Source organism: Bradyrhizobium sp. CCGB20 (genome assembly GCF_024199855.1).
Taxonomy (GTDB): Bacteria; Pseudomonadota; Alphaproteobacteria; order Rhizobiales; family Xanthobacteraceae; genus Bradyrhizobium.
Genome location: NZ_JANADN010000001.1, coordinates 4212688 through 4231786, shown reverse-complemented (window position 1 = coordinate 4231786; position 19099 = coordinate 4212688). Strand labels below are relative to the sequence as shown.

Genomic DNA, 19099 nt, shown 5'->3' with positions numbered 1-19099 from the left:
CGAGGAGAATTGAGATGATCAAACGTTACGTCGTGGGTTCACGCATGAGCCAGGCCGTCGCCGCCGGCGGCATGGTGCACATCGCAGGCCAGGTCGCGGACGACCGCAAGGCCGGCATCGTGTCCCAGACCCAGCAGGTGCTCGGCAAGATCGACGCCCTCCTGAAGGAGGCCGGCTCCGACCGCTCCAAGCTGATCGCGGTCAACGTCTTCCTGCCGCACATCACCGATTTCGACACCATGAACTCGGTCTACGACGCGTGGATCGATCCGGCCAATCCGCCGGCGCGCGCCTGCGTCGAGGCCCGCCTCGCCGATCCCGACCTGCGTGTCGAGATGACCGCGGTCGCCTTGCTCTAAAGACTCCGTTCTTCTTCCAACCTTCGGCCGGCGCCGGCGACGGCGCGGCCCCGAGGCAAGCCATGCATACCGGACTTTTCCACGAGATCGATTTCGGGAAGGACCAGAAATGGTCCGGCCATCTCGGCATTCCCTTCTCGATCGATCGCTCGCCCTACTTCCAGCTCAAGATTCCGATCTTCCGGATCAAGAACGGCGCGGGCCCAAAACTTCTCCTGATGGCCGGCAATCACGGCGACGAATATGAGGGCGAGATCACGCTGACGCGGCTGTATCGCAGGCTCGATGCCGCCGCCGTGACGGGCGAGATCACCATCCTGCCCTTCGCCAATCTGCCGGCGGTGATGGCGGCGCGGCGCCGCTCGCCGCTCGACGAGGGCAATCTCAACCGCGCCTTTCCGGGCGATGCCTCGGGAACGCCGACGTTCCGCCTGGCGCACTTCCTGGAGCACGAGCTGTTCCCGCGGCACGATGTCGTCTTCGACATCCATTCCGGCGGCACCTCGATGGCGCATGTGCCTTGCGCGTTGATCGAGCGGCAGGGGCCGCCCGAGATGTTCGGCCATGCGCTGCGCCTGATGGAAGGGTTAGGAATGCCCTTCGCCTTCGTCGCCGAGAACGGCGCCACGGCGCCGACCTCGATGGCGGCGGCCGCACGTGCCGGCGCGATCGGACTCTCCGGCGAGTTCGGCGGCGGCGGCACCGTCACGCCGCAGACGATGGCGCTCACCGCACGCGCCGTCGACCGCCTGTTGCTGGCGCTCGGTCTCGTCCAGGCGCCCGTGCTGGGGCCGCATTCGCCGGTCGAGCGCGCCACCGAGCTGCTGGCGTTGCAAAGCCATGCCCAGGCGGTGTTCGCGACCCGTCGCGGCTGGTTCGAGCCTGCGGTCATGGTCGGCGCGCGCGTTGCGGCCGGCGACATCGCCGGCTGGTATCACGATTTCGAGCGACCGGAGCTGGCCGAAGAGGTGCTGCGCTTCCCCGCCGACGGCATCGTGATCTCGCAGCGGCTGCACACCGACAGCCAGAGCGGCGACTGCCTGGTCCAGGTCGGCCGCGCGCTGTCGCGCGACGAGGTGCCGGCAGGCTGAACTTTGGAGGGCAGACCGACTTCGATTACTCTCGGGATTCGATGACCGATCCGGCAAAGCCGACTTACGACGACGTGGTGCGCATTCCGGCGCCGCCTGGCCGCAGCAACGCGACCGGGCGTCCGCCGCGCATCGAGGAAGTGGCGGAGCGCGCCGGCGTCGCGCCGATCACGGTGTCGCGGGTGCTGCGCCATCCCGAGAAGGTCAATCGCGAGACGCGCGAGCGCATCCTCGAGGTGATCGAGGCGACCGGCTACGCCTCCAACCCGCATGCGCGCGCGCTGCGCTCGGGCCGCTCCAACGTGGTGATGGCCTTCGTCTCCAACATCCTCAGCCAGCAGTTTGGGCTGGCGGTGCGCAGCTTCGCCGCCACGCTGGAGCCTGAGGGTTTCGAGGTACTGGTCGGCCAGACCTCCTACTCCTATGCGAAGGAGGTCGCGATGATCCAGTCGCTGCGCGGCATCCGGCCGGCGGCCGTGATGTTTACGGGCGTGATCGAGCTCGAGCAGAATCGCGCCGCGCTGCTCGAGCTCGGTATTCCCGTGATCGAGACCTGGGCGTTTCCGCGCGATCCCATCGACATGCTGGTTGGCCTTCCCAATGCGGATGCCGGTGCGAAGGCGGCGCGAAGGCTGGCCGAGGCCGGTCATCGCCGCGTCGCCTTCATCGGTCGTCGCAGCGGCCGTGGCGCGCTCCGCCGCGATGGCTTTCGTGCCGCAGCGGCGCAGCTGGGTCTCGAGATCGTCCACGAGATCGGCCTCAGTGAGATCACCGGTCTCGTCGACGGCCGCGCCGCCTTCACTGCCCTGCTCGACCGCGGCGACAAGGTTGACGCCGTGTTCTGCGCCAACGATCTGCTTGCGACCGGCGCATTGATCGAGGCTCGCGCCCGCGGCCTGTCGGTGCCGCGCGATCTTGCCCTGCTCGGCTTCGGCGACAATGATGTGGCCGATCAGATCACGCCGGGCCTCACCACCATCTCATTCGATGCGGCGGCTGTGGGGCGGATCGCGGGTGAATTGCTGCTGGCGCGCCTGTCCGGCACCCCGCTCGCCGAACAGCGGCTCGCGGTCGAGCTGTTCATGGTCGAGCGCGGCAGCGTCTGACCGTGCGGCTCAGGCAACGCCCTTCAAATCCTGCTGGATCGCAGCCAGCAACGATTCCAGCGCCGCGCTGTTGACCGGTTTGGCCTCGGTCTTCGCAGGCGGAACACTGGCATGCGAACCACCGGGCTGCGCAGCCCTGACCGGACGCTTCGGAAACGGCGGCGGAGGCGTCGGCATCAAGGGCTGGGTGAAAGCGCCCTCGTCTTCGCTATGCACGAATTTGCCGTGGATCACGTCGTCATGGCGACCCATGACGAACATCGCCGCCCAATAGCCGGCAGCCAAAAGGATTACGCAGAAAATACCGATCTCTAACATCGCAGCACCTAAAATATGCGCGATGATTCAATGCCTTCGCCCTAGCGTCAATGAACCAACGGTCACACCTGCGGGTTTTGCGGGCAAGTGTGGCCGATCGGTGACTCTTTGTTAACCATCGGTGTCCGGGGTGTGACGCCCGTGCAACAAGGCCTCAATCAGGCCTGCAACTAGAGCCCCGTTCCGGGGCTCTAGATTCTCGTTTGGCGCGTTTTCTTCACGCGAACCGGTACCCACTTCGCTTGAAAACGCTTTACGCCTTGTCCGGCCCCACCCGCACCAGCTGCTTGCCGAAATTGGCGCCCTTCAGGAGCCCCATGAAGGCGCCCGGCGCGCTCTCGAGGCCCTCGGTGACGAACTCCTTGTACTTGACCTTGCCGTCCCGCACCCAGCCGGACATGTCGCGCAGGAAGTCGCCATGGCGGGAGGCAAAGTCGGAGACGATGAAGCCGCGGAAGGTCAGCCGCTTGGTCAGCGTCGCGCGCATCATGCTTGCCGCCCATTTCGGCGGCTTGGCCTCGGTGTCGTTGTAATGGGCGATCAGGCCGCAGACCGGCACGCGCGCGAAGGGATTGAGCAGCGGGAACACCGCCTCGAACACGGCGCCGCCGACATTCTCGAAATAGACATCGATGCCCTTCGGGCAAGCGAACTTCAGCTTGGCCGCGAAATCGGTTTCACGATGATCGAGACATTCGTCGAAGCCGAGCTCCTTCACGACGTAGTCGCACTTGTCCTTGCCGCCGGCGATGCCGACCGCGCGTGCGCCCTTGATCTTCGCGATCTGGCCGACGGCCGAGCCGACCGCACCGGAGGCGCCGGCAACGACGACCGTCTCGCCTTCCTGCGGCTTGCCGATGTCGAGCAGGCCGGTATAGGCAGTCATGCCGGGCATGCCGAGCACGCCGATGGAGGTCGAGATCGGCCCGAGCTTCGGATCGACCTTGATCAAGCCCTTGCCGTTCGAGATCGCGTGCGACTGCCAGCCCGAACGAATCCGCACGATGTCGCCCTTGGCGAAATCAGGATTGTTGGAGGCCGCAACCTCGCTGACGGCCTCGCCTTCCATCACGCCGCCGATCGGCACCGGCGCGGCGTAGGACGGTCCCTCGCTCATGCGCCCGCGCATATAGGGATCGAGCGACAGCCAGACCGTGCGCAGCAGAACTTCACCTGCGCCGGGCGTCGGAATCGCGAATTCCTCGATGCGGAAATCAGACGGCTTTGGCTCGCCAACGGGACGCGCGGTCAGAACGATGCGTTTTGCTTGGGACATGATGGCTTCCTCCAATTGTCTTTCGACGCGAACGGAAGCGGAGGGAGCGATGCGCGTCAATACAAAAGCGGTGGAGGCCTCACACTCGCTGTCATCGCCCGACTTGATCGGGCGATCCAGTATTCCAGAGACAGTCGTTATTGAGCCGAGAAGCCGCGGCGTACTGGATGCCCCGCCTTCGCGGGGCATGACGGCGGTGTGTGGAGCGAACTAACCCCCGCCCGGATAGTTCGGGGCTTCGCGCGTGATGGTGACGTCGTGGACGTGGCTTTCGCGAAGGCCTGCGCCCGTGATGCGGACGAACTGGGCCTTGGCGTGCAGATCCTTCATGTCCTTGGCGCCGACATAGCCCATCGCGGCGCGGAGGCCGCCGGCGAGCTGGTGCATGACGTTGCCGACCGGGCCCTTGTAAGGCACCTGGCCCTCGATGCCTTCAGGCACGAGCTTGAGCGTGTCCTTGATGTCCTGCTGGAAGTAGCGGTCGGCAGAGCCCCGCGCCATCGCGCCGACCGAGCCCATGCCGCGATAGGCCTTGTAGGAGCGGCCCTGCCACAAGAACACTTCGCCCGGTGTCTCGTCGGTGCCGGCGAGCAGCGAGCCGACCATGGCGATATCGGCGCCGGCGGCGAGCGCTTTCGCAAGGTCGCCGGAGAACTTGATGCCGCCGTCGGCAATGACGGGGATGTCGGACTTCTTCGCCGCTTCCACCGCATCCATGATCGCGGTGAGCTGGGGAACACCGACGCCGGCGACGATGCGCGTGGTGCAGATCGAGCCCGGGCCGATGCCGACCTTGATGCAGTCCGCGCCCGCGTCGATCAGCGCCTGGGCGCCCTCGGTGGTGGCGACGTTGCCGGCAACGACCTGCACGGAGTTGGACAGGCGCTTGATGCGGTTCACCGCATGCAGCACGTGGCGGGAATGGCCGTGCGCGGTGTCGACGACGACGAGATCGACACCGGCATCGATCAGCCGCTCGGTGCGCTCGAAACCGGTATCACCCACGGTGGTGGCGGCGGCGACGCGGAGGCGCCCCTGGGCGTCCTTGCAGGCGAGCGGATGGGCGACCGCCTTCTCCATGTCCTTGACGGTGATCAGGCCGACGCAGCGATATTGCTCGTCGACCACGAGCAGCTTCTCGATGCGGTGCTGGTGCAGCATCCGCCGCGCTTCATCCTGGCTGACATTCTCGCGCACGGTGACGAGACCTTCGTGCGTCATCAGCTCGGAGACTTTTTGCCGGCGATCGGTCGCAAACCGCACGTCGCGGTTGGTGAGGATGCCAACCAGCTTGCCGGGCGTATTCTTGCCGGCGCCGGTGACGACGGGAATGCCGGAGATGCCGTGATCGCTCATCAGCTTGAGCGCGTCGTCGAGCGTGGCCTCGGGGCTGATGGTGAGCGGGTTCACCACCATGCCCGACTCGTAACGCTTGACCTGCCGCACCTGGGCGGCCTGCCCTTCCGGATCGAAATTGCGGTGGATGACGCCGAGGCCGCCGGCCTGCGCCATGGCGATCGCCATGCGGGCTTCGGTGACGGTGTCCATGGCGGAGGCCATGATCGGGATGTTGAGCGGAATGGCGCGGGTGACGCGGGAGCGGATGTCGACCTCGCCCGGCATGACGTCCGACAGGCCCGGCTTCAACAGCACGTCGTCGAACGTAAAGGCTTCGCGAATGCCTTGAAGTTGCACCGTGGCCATCTGCCAACTCCTTCCTGCGGCCCTGCCGCAAATAGCTATGGATGAGCGCCGCCCTCGGCGTACCTTGCGGCAACGCCGGAGAATCGGAGCCCATCGGTGGGGTTGACGCGGGTCGATAGCACGGCTGCGTGACGAATCAAAGCAAATCGCACCGCTGGCCAGCCATGCACAGGCATTTTAGGCAAATTCGGCGGGGAAAGCCGGGCGCGCCGGCATTCCCGGGCGCCACGAAGTCGCGAGCCCGGAATGACGAGGGAGCCAGAGGCCGTGTTGCCTCAGCGAGCGCAGCCGGGGGTCACACCGTTGTTACGCAGGATTTAGGTGCTATGCACCGATCCACAATGGCCCCGGCCGGGTGGCGGTGATAAGCCGCGTTCTCGCCCTTCCTTCTGATTTTCATTACCAATCCGTCATGGTCGACAAGCAACGCGTCATCCCGCTGATCGTGGCCACCGCTCTCTTCATGGAGAACATGGACTCGACGGTGATCGCCACCTCGCTGCCGGCCATCGCGGCCGACATCGGCACGAGCCCGCTGACGCTCAAGCTTGCCATCACCTCCTATCTGCTGTCGCTCGCGGTGTTCATCCCGGCGAGCGGCTGGACCGCGGACCGCTTCGGCGCGCGCATGGTGTTTGCAATCGCGGTCGGCGTGTTCATGGTCGGCTCGGTCGGCTGCGCGCTCTCGACCTCGGTCACCGATTTCGTGTTCGCGCGCATCCTGCAAGGCATGGGCGGCGCGATGATGACGCCGGTCGGGCGCCTGGTGCTGCTGCGCTCGGTCGACAAGAGCGCGCTAGTCAACGCGATGGCATGGGTGACGGTCCCTGCCCTCATAGGCCCCGTGATCGGACCGCCGCTCGGCGGTTTCATCACGACCTATGCCTCATGGCACTGGATCTTCCTGATCAACATTCCGATCGGGCTGCTCGGCATCTTCATGGCCTTGCGCTTCATCGATCCCATCAAGAGCGAGACGCAGGAGCCGTTCGATCTCTACGGCATGGTGCTCGCGGGCATCGGCCTCGCCGGCATCGCGTTCGGCCTCTCCGTGGCCGGGCTCAACCTGCTGCCCTGGAGCACGGTTGCGGCCCTGGTCGGCGGCGGCGCGATCTCGATGACGCTCTATGTCCTGCACGCGCGGCGGACCGGATCGCCGGTGCTGGACTTCTCGCTGTTGAAGCTGCCGACGCTGCGCGCGGCCGTGCTCGGCGGCTTTCTGTTCCGCCTCGGCATCGGCGCGCTGCCGTTCCTGCTGCCGCTGTTGATGCAGATCGGCTTCGGCCTGTCGCCGTTCCATTCCGGCCTCGTCACCTTCGCCTCCTCGCTCGGCGCGATGGGCATGAAGACGCTGGCCGCGCGCATCATCCGCACCTTCGGCTTCCGCAATCTGATGACGGTGAACGCGATCGTCAGCGCGGTTTTCCTCGCCGCCTGTGCGCTGTTCACGGTGACGACGCCGCTGCTGATCATCATGATCATCCTCGTGGTCGGCGGCTTCTTCCGCTCGCTCGAATTCACCGCGATCAACACGGTAGCCTATGCCGACGTCGAGACCGCGCAGATGAGCCGTGCCACGACGCTGGTCAGCGTCAACCAGCAGCTCGCGGTCTCCGCCGGCGTCGCGGTCGGCGCGGCCACGGTGGAGACGACGATGTGGCTGAGCCATGTCAGCGAGCTCAACGCCACCGTGTTCGCGCCCGCCTTCGTCGTGGTGGCGCTGACCTCGGCGGCCTCGAGCTGGTTCTTCTGGCAGATGCCCGCTGACGCCGGCAGCGAGATCTCGGGCCGCAAGGCGGTGGACATTTCCAGCCGCAAGGGTGCCGCGAAGAGCGCGGCCAGCGCCGCCGTCAAGACGGCGACGGAAGATACCCAGGACGTGCGGGACCAGCGGCTCGGGTAATCCAGGATAACGCCATCCACCCTGCGGCGAAAAAGCAGCAGGACAGGCTCAAAGTTCAAAAGCCGATGGGTGAGCCCCTACGGGACGTTCCCGATCCACTTCACCCCCACATAGGGACCGGAGACAGCAACGTTCGGATTTGGCGGACGAGGATTGTTGAAGCGGTTCGCGGTTGGATTGGCGATGCTTCCGGTCTGCAATCCCTGCGGCTGAGCTTGATTTGGAACCCTCGGCGTAGTGGGACTGGGCAATGTGCGAGACGTGACACCGGTCCCGACGTTGGGCCTCTGCACATTCTGGGCATTGGCAAGGGTGGAAATCAGGACGGCGCCGAGGACAAAAGTCGCTGCTGCGAGAGAAATCGCTCTGATATGCATTGTGAGCTGTCCTTAAAATATACCACCTTGAGTGGAGCACGCCCGTCAAAGCTGATCAAGGGCCGGCGCTTCGCTCCAAATGCGACGGCTGCTCAATTCCACGTGTAGCGGAGGCCGGCTTGAAGTCCCGTGGTCTGTGTCGTGCTGTACCCCACGATCGGCTTGCTGGGACCGCCGGCCGGCCCAATCGCGTGAACCTCGAGGTAGGATGAGAAGCTTGGGCTCCAGACCACGGCAATCTTGCCGGACCCGCGGTAGCCGATTGCACTCGTGGGGATTATTGGCCCGACAACTCCCAGCGCGCTCGAGTCGGTGATCTGATACGCGAACACGGAGACGGATGGCTGAACCGTATAGGTCATCCATTTCATTTCGGTCCCGAACCGCGCCCCCCCGTGCACCTCCGTCGTGTCCGAAAGCTTGGTCCCGAAGTTTTCCGTGTAGCCTTCGGAGTACGTCATTCCAATCCCGGGCTCGATGAATACCGAAAAGGGAAAATCAAACCGGTATTGCACGTTTCCGGTGAAGCCAATTGAGCTGCCCTCAATGACGGCGGGCGCGAAGCCCGGAGCGGACAGCGTACTTCTTGTCCAGCCGACGAAGCTCGTCAGATCGGCGGAAAGCCCTCCCCGTAGATATGAGACCGTGACCGAGGTCGAAGGCGCGGAGGTGTCAACGGCGAACAGGCCGCCTTGGTGGGACCAGGAGTCGCCTCCCGTTCCGATGAACGTCAGGGCGTCATCACCCGTGAAGACCCCGATCTTCGTAACGTCGAACGCCCCGGTGACTGACGAGGTATCGGTCATGATACCCGCGGTCATGGAACGGTCTGCGCCGCCAATCACGTTGCCGCCATAGAGCCACCCTGAAGCGACGGCAGGTACCCCTCCCGGTGCTTTCGCGTAGGCAAGAGCACGGAAGGGATCGTCAAAACCACGGACCGCAAACGGATCGCGGTTGTCGAAATCCGATCCGCCTGCACCAAAACCAAGTCTCCCGGGAGACGGCGAAACAACTCCTTGCCGGCGCAACTGGTCGCGAACGTTCTGCAGAATGTTCTGCACCACGTTGTTGTTGATTTCCTGATAACGACTGATGCCGGCGGACTGAGCTGCGGCGGGCTGCGCCACGATCAGGGTGAAAGCCGCTGCCGCGACGCCTGAAAATGCTCGAAATTTCATTTCGACCCCACCGCGGGAATCCCGCGGCGAAAATAGCCGAACACGGCACAGCAGCGCTAGTGCAAAACGGGACGCGCGCGTCACAAGGCCCCCTCGAAGGCGAGAGGCTACCCCGGATGCCCGCGACCAACGTCTCGACTAATGCGGCGGCAGGACACGATAGAGCGAGACACCCAGCCCCAGACTGTCAGACAGCGTGAGCTTCCCGCCCGTGACCGTTCCGGTCAACGTGGTCTTCTGCAGATCGGGCGAACGGCTCGAATCGACCAGGAAGCGGGCCAGATTGCTGTTGTTCGCATCGATCAGATAGCGCTCCACCGTCACCGGCCCGTTGCTGAAGGGCAGATTGTCGACAGCGAGCGAAAACGCCTCCGGGACCTCGGTCGATGTGTTGGAGCCGAAGACGCGTGTCGCATCGTAATTGTACAGCATGATGTTGGCGGTGGCGTTGCTGCCATCCCATGTCGCGAACGCATTGAGGTGGGAGTCGGATCCGCCGGTGAGAGCGGCCTGCACGCGCTGGCCGGACATCTTGTTGTACATCTTGAAGAGGTTCGCGACCGGCTTCGGGTAGTAGTCGGCCGGGTTGTCGCCGTGCGGCACCTTGTGCAGCAGGCTCGCCTGCCCGAGGAAGGGTGTGATGCGCGGATCCCCCTGGCCGTCGCCGATGATGAGGTACGACCCCATCGAGATCTTCTTTTTCACCGCTTCGGACAGGAAGGCCGCCGTCCAGGCTGCTCCCTTGTGCGAGTAATTGACGTCGGTCTCCTCATAGGCCGTCGGGCCCCATTCCGACAGGAACAGCTTCACGTCGGGCATGCTCGCGTTGCCTGCCTTCAGGCTCGCCAGCTTGCCCCTGACCTTGTCGACCAGATTGTCGAAGAACGCGAATCCGCCGGTGCCGTCGGTCGAGCCGTAATAATGGAACGAGAAGCGATCGAGACGTGCGTTGAATTTTGCACCGTAGGTGTCCGCCAGCGGATTGAAGGTCTGGTCGAGGAACACTTCCTCCAGGGTTGGGAGATGCTCCGCCGGATAATAGAGAAAGCTCAGTCCGACCAGGGCCGGCCCGGACATTTCAAGCGTCTTGCCGCTATAGCTGGGGTTGCCGGCGAGTTCGGCCCTGATGGTGTCGATCGCCTGCGAGAAGACCTTCTGGACCGGCAGGAGCTGCCTGGGCAGACGGCGCGCATCGAGCTGGTAGGGGTACGACAAGGTCGGATCGTCGGCATTGGACATCACGTGGCTCTGTAGCGGGGGCCACTGGTTGAGGACATACTTGGCCGGGTCCATCCACCACAGCCAGCGGCCCCAAGACCCCAACGGCTTGAGCGTATAGGCGGCTGGATTTGTGCTGCTCCAGTTCTCAGGGGCGGAATCGGCGATGTCGGTCTCGTTGCTGACCTCGAAGATGACCGATGACGCCCCACCGTCGAACGACTTCTTCGCGATGTAGCGCACGAGAGCTTCCGCGTATTTCCTGAAGAGTGCCGGAGCCGGCCCGTTCGGATCCCAACTCTCGCCGGGCCCGTATTGCACGAGGCGCGGCGGCATGAAGGCCGCGACGGCGACGTGGGGCGAGAGCCCGCGATCCAGGGCCCACTGAAGATGCCAGCCCAGAGGCTGGCAGTCGCCCGGATGGAAGACGCCGTCCTGCGTGTACCCGAACACGTTCCCGGTCTGATCGACGTCGCAATAGATATCGCTGAGCAGCAGGCGTGTCCGCTTCATCCCCGTATCGGTGATGATCTGGTTGAACTGGTCGAAGGCCTGTTCGGACGGGCTGTTCGCGCTCTGGTAGATCTTCTTGAGGTCGCCGAGATCGTCGCTGCCGCTGAGGCCGACATTGTAAGGCGTCTGCGTGCCGACCACGATCGACGTCTCCGCACGGGACGTCGTCGCCGAGCCGAGGCTCAGCGAGACGGACATCAGGAACGAGGCCGAGGTGAGAAGAAGACGGCGCGCAAGGAAACGTCGACGATCAGGAAGGCACTGCATGTTGACTCCACCCGCTGGAATTGCGGATGCAGCAATTAACATCTCAAGATGTTGTCAGTGTGAATGTTATGTTATCTTCGCGCGAAGCCGGCAGCATGCGCGACGTGGCGTGCAATTCATTGCCCGCGAAATCCCGTCGCCAGCACGTAGCGCTCGGACGAATCCGGCCTGCTCGCTGCCGGCTTGACGTGACGCACCGTGGTCATGCCCAGGCGCTTTGACATAACTCAAAGAGCGAAAGCCGGACATGAGCCTCGATGACACCTGCTCGGACGTAGGTCGGGCTTGGCTCAGGAGCCGAGACGATGCATTCGCCTCGCGTGCGCAGCCAAGATCGTCAGCAAACGGTGATCGAAGACCAAGCCATGGCTTTATTGGGACCGGATACTCCGTTCGGGGGCATACTTGATCCGATGGAACGGATCTCGGAGACTTTGTTCGGGCTGATCATGGCCCTCACCTTCATCTGCTCGCTTGGTGTCGCGAGCGGGACCAATATCAATGTTCAAACAATGCTGATCGGCGCACTCGGCTGCAATCTCGCCTGGGGCATCGTTGACGGCGGTCTTTATCTGCTGGCGCGCATTAATGACCGGGGAGACAAGGTTCTGACCCTCCGCGCAATACGGAAGGCGCCGAATCCCGAAGCCGCGCGCCGCGTCATTGCCGACGCGCTGCCGCCGGAATTGTCGGCCATGCTGCCCGTAGAGCAATTGGAATTGATGCGGCAACGGTTGCAACAATTGCCTGAGCCGGCTCCCGGTCCAGGGCTGACGAAGCGCGACTGGATCGGAGCGCTCGGCCTTTGCCTGCTGAGCTTCCTGTCGACCTTCCCGGTGGTCATCCCGTTCCTGCTCCTGACCGATGCAAGACTGGCGCTGCGCGTCTCCTACGCCGTCGCCATCAGGATGCTGTTCTGTTGCGGCTACGTGTTCGGGGTTCGTAGCGGGCTGCGGCCTTCGGTGGCGGGACTTGCGATGGTGGCTGTCGGTAGTACGCTGGTTGGCATCGCGGTCGCTCTGGGAGGATGATCGACTTGCGGCGACACGAAACATCGTTTCGGGGTGCAAGCGGCGCCTTATTTGCCGCGCTGGCCGGATTGTGGCTTGCACCCATGACGGGCGGTTTGGCGCAGGCCCAATCCCCGGCCGGCGCGCTCGGCCTCGGCAACCGCGGTTGGTCGGCGGCCGACACCACCCACGCAACACCTGCCGACGAGCTCGAATTCAGCGCTCGCGCGGGGCTTGCATCCGACTACATCTATCGCGGGACCACGCTGTCCGATCATGGACCCGCAGCCGGCGCCGCCTTCGAGACGAGATGGGGCCCGCTCTACGCCGGCACAACGGTCGCCACCGTCAAGCTGCCGACCCAACCGGCCGCCGAACTCACCTTTGCCGCCGGCATGAGAAAGCAGATTGCAACGATCGATTTTGATCTTGGGGCGACCTATTTCGCTTATCCCGGTGAAAGACTTCCTGGCGAGACCAACGGCATCAATTATTGGGAGATGGTTATCCGAGGCGACCGACGCATCGGCGATCAGGTCCGCGTCGCCGGCGGTTACGCCTATTCTCCGAATGTCTCGAACACCGGTGCCTGGAGCCAATATGTGGCGGCCGGAGTCGGCTTCGACGTGCCGGAGCGGCTTCTGCTGCAGAACCTGACCGTGTCATTCACCACCGCCGCCGGCTATTCCTGGTTTGGCAACCAGAGCTCGCAACTCGGCGGCTTCCCGCTGCCTTCCTATCTCAACTGGCAGGCGGGCGTGACGTTCACTCACAAGGCGCTCAACCTCGATCTGCGCTACTACGACACCAATCTGTCGAAGGAAAACTGCTTCGTCTTTACAGGCGATCCAAATGCGCGGCCGGGCGGCCGCGCCAATCCGATCACCAACCCGGACGGCCTGGTCTCGAACTGGTGCGGCGCGACCTTCGTTGCCAAGGTCTGGTTTGCGTTCAATTAGGCAAAGGGAATGACCGTCAAATCCTAACGGTCGCCCCGAAACCCCGTCGCCAGCACGTAGCGCTCCGACGAGTCCTGCCGGCTCGCCGCGGGCTTGACGTGACGCACCGTGGCGAAATCGCGCTTGAGCTGGGCGAGCAGATCAGCGTCGGCGCCGCTCTGGAACGTCTTGGCGAGAAACGTACCGCCGGGCTTGAGCACGTCGCAGGCGAACGCGGCCGCCGTTTCGACCAGGCCGACGATACGGAGCTGGTCGGTCTTGCGGTGGCCCGTGGTGTTCGCGGCCATGTCCGACATCACGACATCGGCGCCGCCCCCGAGCATCGCCGTCAGCTTGTCCGGCGCGTCATTGTCCATGAAATCGAGCTGCGCAAAATCGACGCCGGGAATCTCCGGCATCTCGAGCAGGTCGATGGCGACGACCTTGCCCTTGCCTTCCGTGGAGCCGACGCGCTTGGCGGCGATCTGACTCCAGCCGCCGGGCGCGGCGCCGAGGTCGATCACGGCCATACCGGGCTTCAGAAACCGGTGCTTGTCGTCGATCTCGAGCAGCTTGAATGCCGCGCGCGAGCGATAGCCCGCCGCCTTGGCCTTGGCGACGTAGGGATCGTTGAGCTGCCGCTCGAGCCACAGCTTGGACGAGAGCTTGCGCTTGCCGCCGGTCTTGACCTGGACGTGCAAGCGGCCGGTGGTGTCTTTCGCCATCTCACCAGCTCCTGAGCGCGCCGTCTTCGCGCATCATCTCGACCAGCATGCCCTCGCGCAGGCCGCGGTCGGCGACGCGCAGGCGCGGCAGCGGAAAGGCGCGGCGGATAGCATCGAGGATGGCGCAGCCGGCGAGCACCAGATCGGCGCGCTCGACGCTGATGCAGCTGTTGCCGGCGCGCTCCTCGTAGCTCATGCCGAGCAGCTTGCCGATGGTTGCGGTGATGTCGGAATCGTTCATCCAGATGCTGTCGATGCGGCGGCGGTCGTAGCGCGCGAGGTTGAGATGGATGCCGGCGAGCGTCGTTACGGTGCCGGAGGTGCCGAGCAAATGCATGTCGGCGAGATCGCGGCCATGTTCCTCGGCGAACGGCGCGACGTGGTTGGCGACCTCCTGCTCCATGGCGGCATAGATCTCCGGCGTGACGTCGCGACCGCCGAACTGCTCGGCCAGCGTCACGACGCCAAGCGGGATCGACATCCAGGCCTTGATGCGCGGCTCCGGATTCGCGGGATCGCGCTCGATCCGCACCAGCTCGGTCGAGCCGCCGCCAATGTCGAACAGGATCGCGCCCCTGCCCCTGGGGTCCACCAGCGGCGAGCAGCCGAGCACGGCGAGCGCGGCCTCGGTCTCGCGGTTGATCACCTCGAGCTCGATGCCGGTCTCGGCCGCGACGCGGCTGCGGAAACCTTCGGCGTTCGAGGCCGCGCGGCAGGCTTCGGTCGCGATCAGCCGCAGGCGCTTGGCTTTGCGCAAATTGATCTTGTCGCGGCAGATGCCCAGCGCCGCGATGGCGCGCTCGATCGCGGCCTCGCTGATGCAGCCCGTCGCCGAGACGCCCTCACCGAGCCGGATGATGCGCGAGAAGGAATCGACCACGCGAAAGCCGTCGTGGGTCGGACAGGCGATCAGCAGCCTGCAATTGTTGGTGCCGAGGTCCAGCGCCGCGTAGACGCCGGTTCCCGCTTGCGCGGGGACGGCCGGTTCGGGGGCCAACGCCACCGCCGCCATCGACCCCTCCAGCTCACCGTGCGGCACATGGCCGTCGCGGAGCCGCGTGTGGTCATTCATACAAACTGTCTTTCCGCGGCCGGTCGGGCCGGTCTGGAATTGATTTTTCGCCTGAAACATTAGCAGCGCGGCGGGTATGCGCAACAACGCATCACATGGGACCATGCCCATTCGTGCGTTGTCGTGAACGGGGTGGTGGGTTATCTCAATGGGGTCCGGTCCCCCGCTGCCGCGAAAATGCGCAAATGCCGGCTTTTCAGGTCATTTCCATGCAAGAACACACCAAATCCTCCACGCTCGAAAACGCTATTGCACTGCAAAAATATGGCGTCGGGCAACCGGTCCGCCGCAAGGAAGACGACACGCTGGTACGCGGCAAGGGCCGCTACACCGATGATTTCAACCTGCCGGGCCAGGCCCACGCCGTGGTCGTCCGCTCCACCCATGCCCATGGCATCATCCGCGGCGTCGGCACCGATGCCGCCAGGGCGATGCCGGGCGTGCTGGGGGTGTGGACGGGCAAGGACCTCGATGCCGCCGGCTACGGCCCCTTCACCTGCGGCCTGCCGCTGAAGAACCGCGACGGCTCGCCCCTGCTCCAGACCAACCGCCAGCCGCTCGCAACCGACAAGGTCCGCTTCGTCGGCGATCCCGTGGCCTTCGTGGTCGCGGAGACGCTGGCACAGGCGCGCGATGCGGCCGAAGCGGTGGAGCTCGACATCGAACCGCTGCCGGCGGTGACCGATCCCGAGGACGCCACCAAGCCCGGCGCGCCGCAGCTTTACGACCACATCCCGAACAACGTCGCGCTCGACTACCATTATGGCGACATGGACAAGGTGAACGCGGCCTTCGCCAGCGCCGCCCATGTGACCAAGGTCGACATAGAGAATACCCGCGTCGCCGTGGTCTCGATGGAGCCGCGCGTCGGGCTCGCCTCCTACGACAAGAAGACCGAGCGCTACACGATCCAGATGCCGACGCAGGGCGTTGCGGGCAACCGCGCCAACCTCGCCAAGAACCTGAAAGTGCCGAACGAGAAGGTGCGTATCCTCACCGCCAATGTCGGCGGCTCCTTCGGCATGAAGAACGTCAACTATCCCGAATACATGTGCATCCTGTACGCGGCCAGGGAACTGGGGCGCCCGGTGAAGTGGCTCGACGAGCGCTCGACCGCCTTCCTCTCCGACAGCCACGGCCGTGCGCAGAAAATCCATGCCGAGCTGGCGCTCGATGCCGAAGGGCACTTCCTCGCGGCGAAGCTGTCCGGCTACGGCAATCTCGGCGCCTACATCACCGGCGTTGCGCCGGGGCCGCTGTCGCTCAACACCGGCAAGAATTTTTCAAGCGTCTACCGCACGCCGCTGATGGCGGTCGACATCAAGACGGTGCTCACCAACACCACGCTCATGGGTGCCTATCGCGGCGCCGGCCGGCCCGAGGCGAATTACTACATGGAACGCCTGATCGACCGCGCCGCCGACGAGATGGGCATCAACCGGCTGACGATGCGCAAGCGCAACTTCATCAAGCAGAACCAGATGCCGTTCGCCGCCTCATCCGGCGTCACCTATGACAGCGGCGACTTCCAGGCTGTCTTCAACAAGGCGCTCGACATCTCCGACCACGAGAACTTCGCCAAGCGCAAGAAGGAGAGCAAGAAGGCCGGCAAGCTGCGCGGCATCGCCGTCGGCTCGTATCTCGAGGTCACCGCGCCGCCGAGCCCCGAGCTCGGCAAGATCGTGTTCGACGCTGACGGCTCCGTGCAGCTCATCACCGGCACGCTCGATTACGGCCAGGGCCATGCCACGCCGTTCGCGCAGGTGCTGTGCGAGCAGCTCGGCGTCCCCTTCGAGAGCGTCAAGCTGGTGCAGGGTGATAGCGACATCGTCCACACCGGCAACGGCACCGGCGGTTCGCGCTCGATCACCGCGAGCGGCATGGCGATCGTGGGCGCCGCCAAGCTCGTCATCGAGAAAGGCAAGCGCGCCGCCGCGCACATGCTGGAGGCCTCCGAGGCCGACATCGAGTTCGCCGACGGCAGCTTTACGATCGCCGGCACCGACCGCAGCATCGACATCATGGAGCTCGCCAAGCGCCTGCATGACGGCAAGGTGCCGGACGGCGTGCCTGACAGCCTCGACGTCGACCATACCAGCGAGCCGGTGCCCTCGGCGTTCCCGAACGGCTGCCACGTCGCCGAGGTCGAGATCGATCCTGATACCGGCGTGGTGCAGATCGTGCGCTACAGCGCCGTCAACGATTTCGGCACGGTGATCAACCCGCTGCTGGTCGCGGGTCAGCTCCATGGCGGCGTCGTCCAGGGCATCGGTCAGGCGCTGATGGAGCACATCCGCTACGACGAGAGCGGCCAGCCGATCACGGGCTCGCTGATGGACTACGCGCTGCCGCGCGCGGAGGACGTGCCGAACATGACGGTCGGCGATCACCCGGTGCCCGCCACGACCAATCCGCTCGGCAGCAAGGGCTGCGGCGAAGCCGGCTGCGCCGGCAGCCTGTCGACGGTGGTGAACGCGGTGGTCGACGCCCTCTCCGACTACGGCATCAAGCACATCGACATGCCGCTGACCCCGGAAAAGGTCTGGCGCGCGATCCAGGACGCAAAGGGCAAGGCGGCGTAGGAGTACCGTTTCGAACGAGATTACCTGATCGCCGTCTCCGCGGCGATCAGCTCTTGTCCATCCGTGGTCGTGATCGTCAGCCGTATCTTGTCTCCGCCGCCGCCGTCGGCAAGCGCCGTCGAAATGCGATTTCCGTGGTTCGGATCAGCGCTCACGACCCCGCTGAACAGGGCCGTGTCGCCCTGTTTCAACGTGACAAGCAACGGGATGGCCGGCTCAGTGCTGAAGAATTCGAGCATGGCGCGAGGCGCCTCGGCCGAGAGATTGACCAGGATCTTCTCATTCGCATGCGTCACGTTGCTCATGCCGACGGTCGGGCTGTAGGTTTCCGGAATCGACACCTCACCGCGTGCGGGAAAGTCTGCATCGTGGAAAAACTGGTCTGACACGCCCGCCCACAATTCGACATACGGACGCCACTCGTTCGGATCCTTCCGGGCGTCAGTTTCGGCGGTGAACGAGGCAAACCCCCACGTCCACATTTTCAAGCCCCGCGTGAGGCTATTGTCCGCGACACGGATGATTCCTTCTGCGTTGTCATGGTTGATGACGCCCCAGAAATTCCCGCCCTGCATATCCGGTGCGGCATAGGCGATGCCCATCGTTGGCCAGTTCTTGAAGTAGCGCAGGTTTTCGAAGCGCCGCCTGCCCATCCCCGCGCTCTCGTCACCGTCTGCCAGATTGGCCGACCAGGCAGGCGTGGTGTAGGTCCGGATCGGCGCGATGATCTCGGCGCCGCCGGTTGCCCTCGGATGGTTCGGCTCCGATCCCGGAGCGAGCGTCGTGCAGGTCCAGTACTCGTATGGAACGGCCTTGTCGTTCGGATTCTTCAGCACCACGCGGGTATCGAGTGCGGCACGATCGGCCTTCAGCGTGACGTAGTAGCTCGCCTCGATGCCGGTCGCGGCCCTGAACTTGCCGGGTCGCGCGGAATAGTCGAAGTCATCCCGGAACGACATCACGACCGTGACTTCGTCGGCGACCTGCTTCACCACCCGGAAAGCCCACGGCTTCAGCCACGTCTTGCCGTGCTCGGCATCCGGGAACGTTGGGAAGATTCCGCCGTACACCATCAGCCAGTCGTAGTAGAAATTTCCGGCCTTCATCCCGTAGGGCACCCCGACCTCCGTTCGATAAAGCTGCTCGTGGCCGGTCGGCTTGTAGATCATGGAGAGGATGCGCCCCCCGAATTCGGGCACGAGCGTCACTTTCAGGTATCGGTTCTCGAGTACGTAGGACCTGAAACGGCGCTCGACGATCGTGCTCTTGTCGAGCGATCCGCTGACAAGGCCATTCTCCGCATCGGTGATGAACTTGACGGTGCTCCATGTCGTCGTCTGCTCGCTGAGCGACACGCTGTCGGGCACTGGCGAAGCGGCATGCACGACGCAAGGCGCATGGAGCGACAAAAGGACGGCTATTCCGAAGCAAACGAGGGCGCGCAAGGAAGCCTGAACTG

The 19099-nt window shown here is 64.5% G+C and carries 15 protein-coding genes and 1 pseudogene; 7 read left to right on the top strand and 9 right to left on the bottom strand.

What is annotated here, in order from left to right; translation table 11 throughout:
- The first annotated feature begins 14 nt into the window (after positions 1–14).
- The 3 genes from NLM15_RS19335 to NLM15_RS19325 all read left to right on the top strand — a co-directional run bounded on the left by NLM15_RS19335 (position 15) and on the right by NLM15_RS19325 (position 2556).
- Positions 15–359, top strand: coding sequence for a RidA family protein (locus NLM15_RS19335; protein ID WP_254118648.1), 345 nt, complete (start codon positions 15–17; stop codon positions 357–359).
- Positions 360–421: 62 nt separating this feature from the next.
- On the top strand, positions 422–1450 hold the full coding sequence (locus tag NLM15_RS19330; protein WP_254118647.1) for a succinylglutamate desuccinylase/aspartoacylase family protein: 1029 nt from the start codon (positions 422–424) through the stop codon (positions 1448–1450).
- 41 nt (positions 1451–1491) lie between these two features.
- Positions 1492–2556 (top strand): LacI family DNA-binding transcriptional regulator, encoded by a 1065-nt coding sequence (locus NLM15_RS19325; RefSeq protein WP_254118646.1) that lies wholly within the window; start codon positions 1492–1494, stop codon positions 2554–2556.
- Positions 2557–2565: 9 nt separating this feature from the next.
- On the opposite strand, the gene NLM15_RS19320 is transcribed toward NLM15_RS19325, so the two are convergent.
- The 3 genes from NLM15_RS19320 to guaB form a co-directional block, all read right to left on the bottom strand.
- On the bottom strand, positions 2566–2874 hold the full coding sequence (locus NLM15_RS19320; protein WP_254118645.1) for a hypothetical protein: 309 nt from the start codon (positions 2872–2874) through the stop codon (positions 2566–2568).
- Between the two features lie 253 nt (positions 2875–3127).
- Positions 3128–4150, bottom strand: a complete 1023-nt coding sequence (locus tag NLM15_RS19315) for an NADP-dependent oxidoreductase (protein WP_254118644.1) — start codon at positions 4148–4150, stop codon at positions 3128–3130.
- A 210-nt stretch (positions 4151–4360) separates the two neighbouring features.
- The gene (gene guaB, locus NLM15_RS19310) at positions 4361–5854 is read right to left on the bottom strand and encodes an IMP dehydrogenase (protein WP_254118643.1); all 1494 of its coding nucleotides are present in this window, start codon (positions 5852–5854) and stop codon (positions 4361–4363) included.
- 412 nt (positions 5855–6266) lie between these two features.
- On the opposite strand from guaB, the gene NLM15_RS19305 reads away from it, so the two are divergent.
- Positions 6267–7757: an MFS transporter gene (locus tag NLM15_RS19305; RefSeq protein WP_254118642.1), complete on the top strand. Its 1491-nt coding sequence runs from the start codon at positions 6267–6269 to the stop codon at positions 7755–7757.
- 469 nt (positions 7758–8226) lie between these two features.
- Here NLM15_RS19305 and NLM15_RS19300 read toward each other — a convergent pair whose 3' ends face one another.
- From NLM15_RS19300 to NLM15_RS19290, 3 genes and pseudogenes are all read right to left on the bottom strand, one after another.
- The gene (locus NLM15_RS19300; RefSeq protein WP_254118641.1) at positions 8227–9315 is read right to left on the bottom strand and encodes a hypothetical protein; all 1089 of its coding nucleotides are present in this window, start codon (positions 9313–9315) and stop codon (positions 8227–8229) included.
- A gap of 138 nt (positions 9316–9453) precedes the next feature.
- Positions 9454–11313 (bottom strand): hypothetical protein, encoded by a 1860-nt coding sequence (locus NLM15_RS19295; protein WP_254118640.1) that lies wholly within the window; start codon positions 11311–11313, stop codon positions 9454–9456.
- 116 nt (positions 11314–11429) lie between these two features.
- A pseudogene (locus NLM15_RS19290) lies at positions 11430–11513 on the bottom strand (rRNA methyltransferase); the annotation flags it as partial.
- Positions 11514–11618: 105 nt separating this feature from the next.
- Between NLM15_RS19290 and NLM15_RS19285 the strand changes: the two are divergent.
- Complete coding sequence (locus NLM15_RS19285; protein WP_254118639.1) at positions 11619–12344, top strand: VIT1/CCC1 transporter family protein; 726 nt, start codon at positions 11619–11621, stop codon at positions 12342–12344.
- An 83-nt stretch (positions 12345–12427) separates the two neighbouring features.
- Positions 12428–13282: a TorF family putative porin gene (locus NLM15_RS19280; protein ID WP_254118638.1), complete on the top strand. Its 855-nt coding sequence runs from the start codon at positions 12428–12430 to the stop codon at positions 13280–13282.
- 23 nt (positions 13283–13305) lie between these two features.
- On the opposite strand, the gene NLM15_RS19275 is transcribed toward NLM15_RS19280, so the two are convergent.
- Positions 13306–13986, bottom strand: a complete 681-nt coding sequence (locus NLM15_RS19275) for an RlmE family RNA methyltransferase (RefSeq protein WP_254118637.1) — start codon at positions 13984–13986, stop codon at positions 13306–13308.
- Between the two features lies 1 nt (position 13987).
- The gene (locus NLM15_RS19270) at positions 13988–15058 is read right to left on the bottom strand and encodes a Ppx/GppA phosphatase family protein (RefSeq protein ID WP_254118636.1); all 1071 of its coding nucleotides are present in this window, start codon (positions 15056–15058) and stop codon (positions 13988–13990) included.
- A 209-nt stretch (positions 15059–15267) separates the two neighbouring features.
- Between NLM15_RS19270 and NLM15_RS19265 the strand changes: the two genes are divergently transcribed.
- Positions 15268–17640 carry a xanthine dehydrogenase family protein molybdopterin-binding subunit gene (locus NLM15_RS19265; RefSeq protein ID WP_254118635.1) on the top strand — a complete coding sequence of 791 codons (2373 nt, stop codon included), beginning with the start codon at positions 15268–15270 and terminating at the stop codon, positions 17638–17640.
- Between the two features lie 20 nt (positions 17641–17660).
- Here the strand turns inward: NLM15_RS19265 and NLM15_RS19260 are convergent, their stop codons facing one another.
- Positions 17661–19007, bottom strand: a complete 1347-nt coding sequence (locus tag NLM15_RS19260; RefSeq protein WP_254118634.1) for a DUF5107 domain-containing protein — start codon at positions 19005–19007, stop codon at positions 17661–17663.
- Positions 19008–19099: the final 92 nt, after the last annotated feature.

Coding starts and splice junctions, on each gene's coding strand:
- NLM15_RS19335 (WP_254118648.1), top strand. CDS start 15: ATGATCAAACGTTACGTCGTGGGTTCACGCATGAGCCAGGCCGTCGCC.
- NLM15_RS19330 (WP_254118647.1), top strand. CDS start 422: ATGCATACCGGACTTTTCCACGAGATCGATTTCGGGAAGGACCAGAAA.
- NLM15_RS19325 (WP_254118646.1), top strand. CDS start 1,492: ATGACCGATCCGGCAAAGCCGACTTACGACGACGTGGTGCGCATTCCG.
- NLM15_RS19320 (WP_254118645.1), bottom strand. CDS start 2,874: ATGTTAGAGATCGGTATTTTCTGCGTAATCCTTTTGGCTGCCGGCTAT.
- NLM15_RS19315 (WP_254118644.1), bottom strand. CDS start 4,150: ATGTCCCAAGCAAAACGCATCGTTCTGACCGCGCGTCCCGTTGGCGAG.
- guaB (WP_254118643.1), bottom strand. CDS start 5,854: ATGGCCACGGTGCAACTTCAAGGCATTCGCGAAGCCTTTACGTTCGAC.
- NLM15_RS19305 (WP_254118642.1), top strand. CDS start 6,267: ATGGTCGACAAGCAACGCGTCATCCCGCTGATCGTGGCCACCGCTCTC.
- NLM15_RS19300 (WP_254118641.1), bottom strand. CDS start 9,315: ATGAAATTTCGAGCATTTTCAGGCGTCGCGGCAGCGGCTTTCACCCTG.
- NLM15_RS19295 (WP_254118640.1), bottom strand. CDS start 11,313: ATGCAGTGCCTTCCTGATCGTCGACGTTTCCTTGCGCGCCGTCTTCTT.
- NLM15_RS19285 (WP_254118639.1), top strand. CDS start 11,619: ATGCATTCGCCTCGCGTGCGCAGCCAAGATCGTCAGCAAACGGTGATC.
- NLM15_RS19280 (WP_254118638.1), top strand. CDS start 12,428: ATGACGGGCGGTTTGGCGCAGGCCCAATCCCCGGCCGGCGCGCTCGGC.
- NLM15_RS19275 (WP_254118637.1), bottom strand. CDS start 13,986: ATGGCGAAAGACACCACCGGCCGCTTGCACGTCCAGGTCAAGACCGGC.
- NLM15_RS19270 (WP_254118636.1), bottom strand. CDS start 15,058: ATGAATGACCACACGCGGCTCCGCGACGGCCATGTGCCGCACGGTGAG.
- NLM15_RS19265 (WP_254118635.1), top strand. CDS start 15,268: ATGCAAGAACACACCAAATCCTCCACGCTCGAAAACGCTATTGCACTG.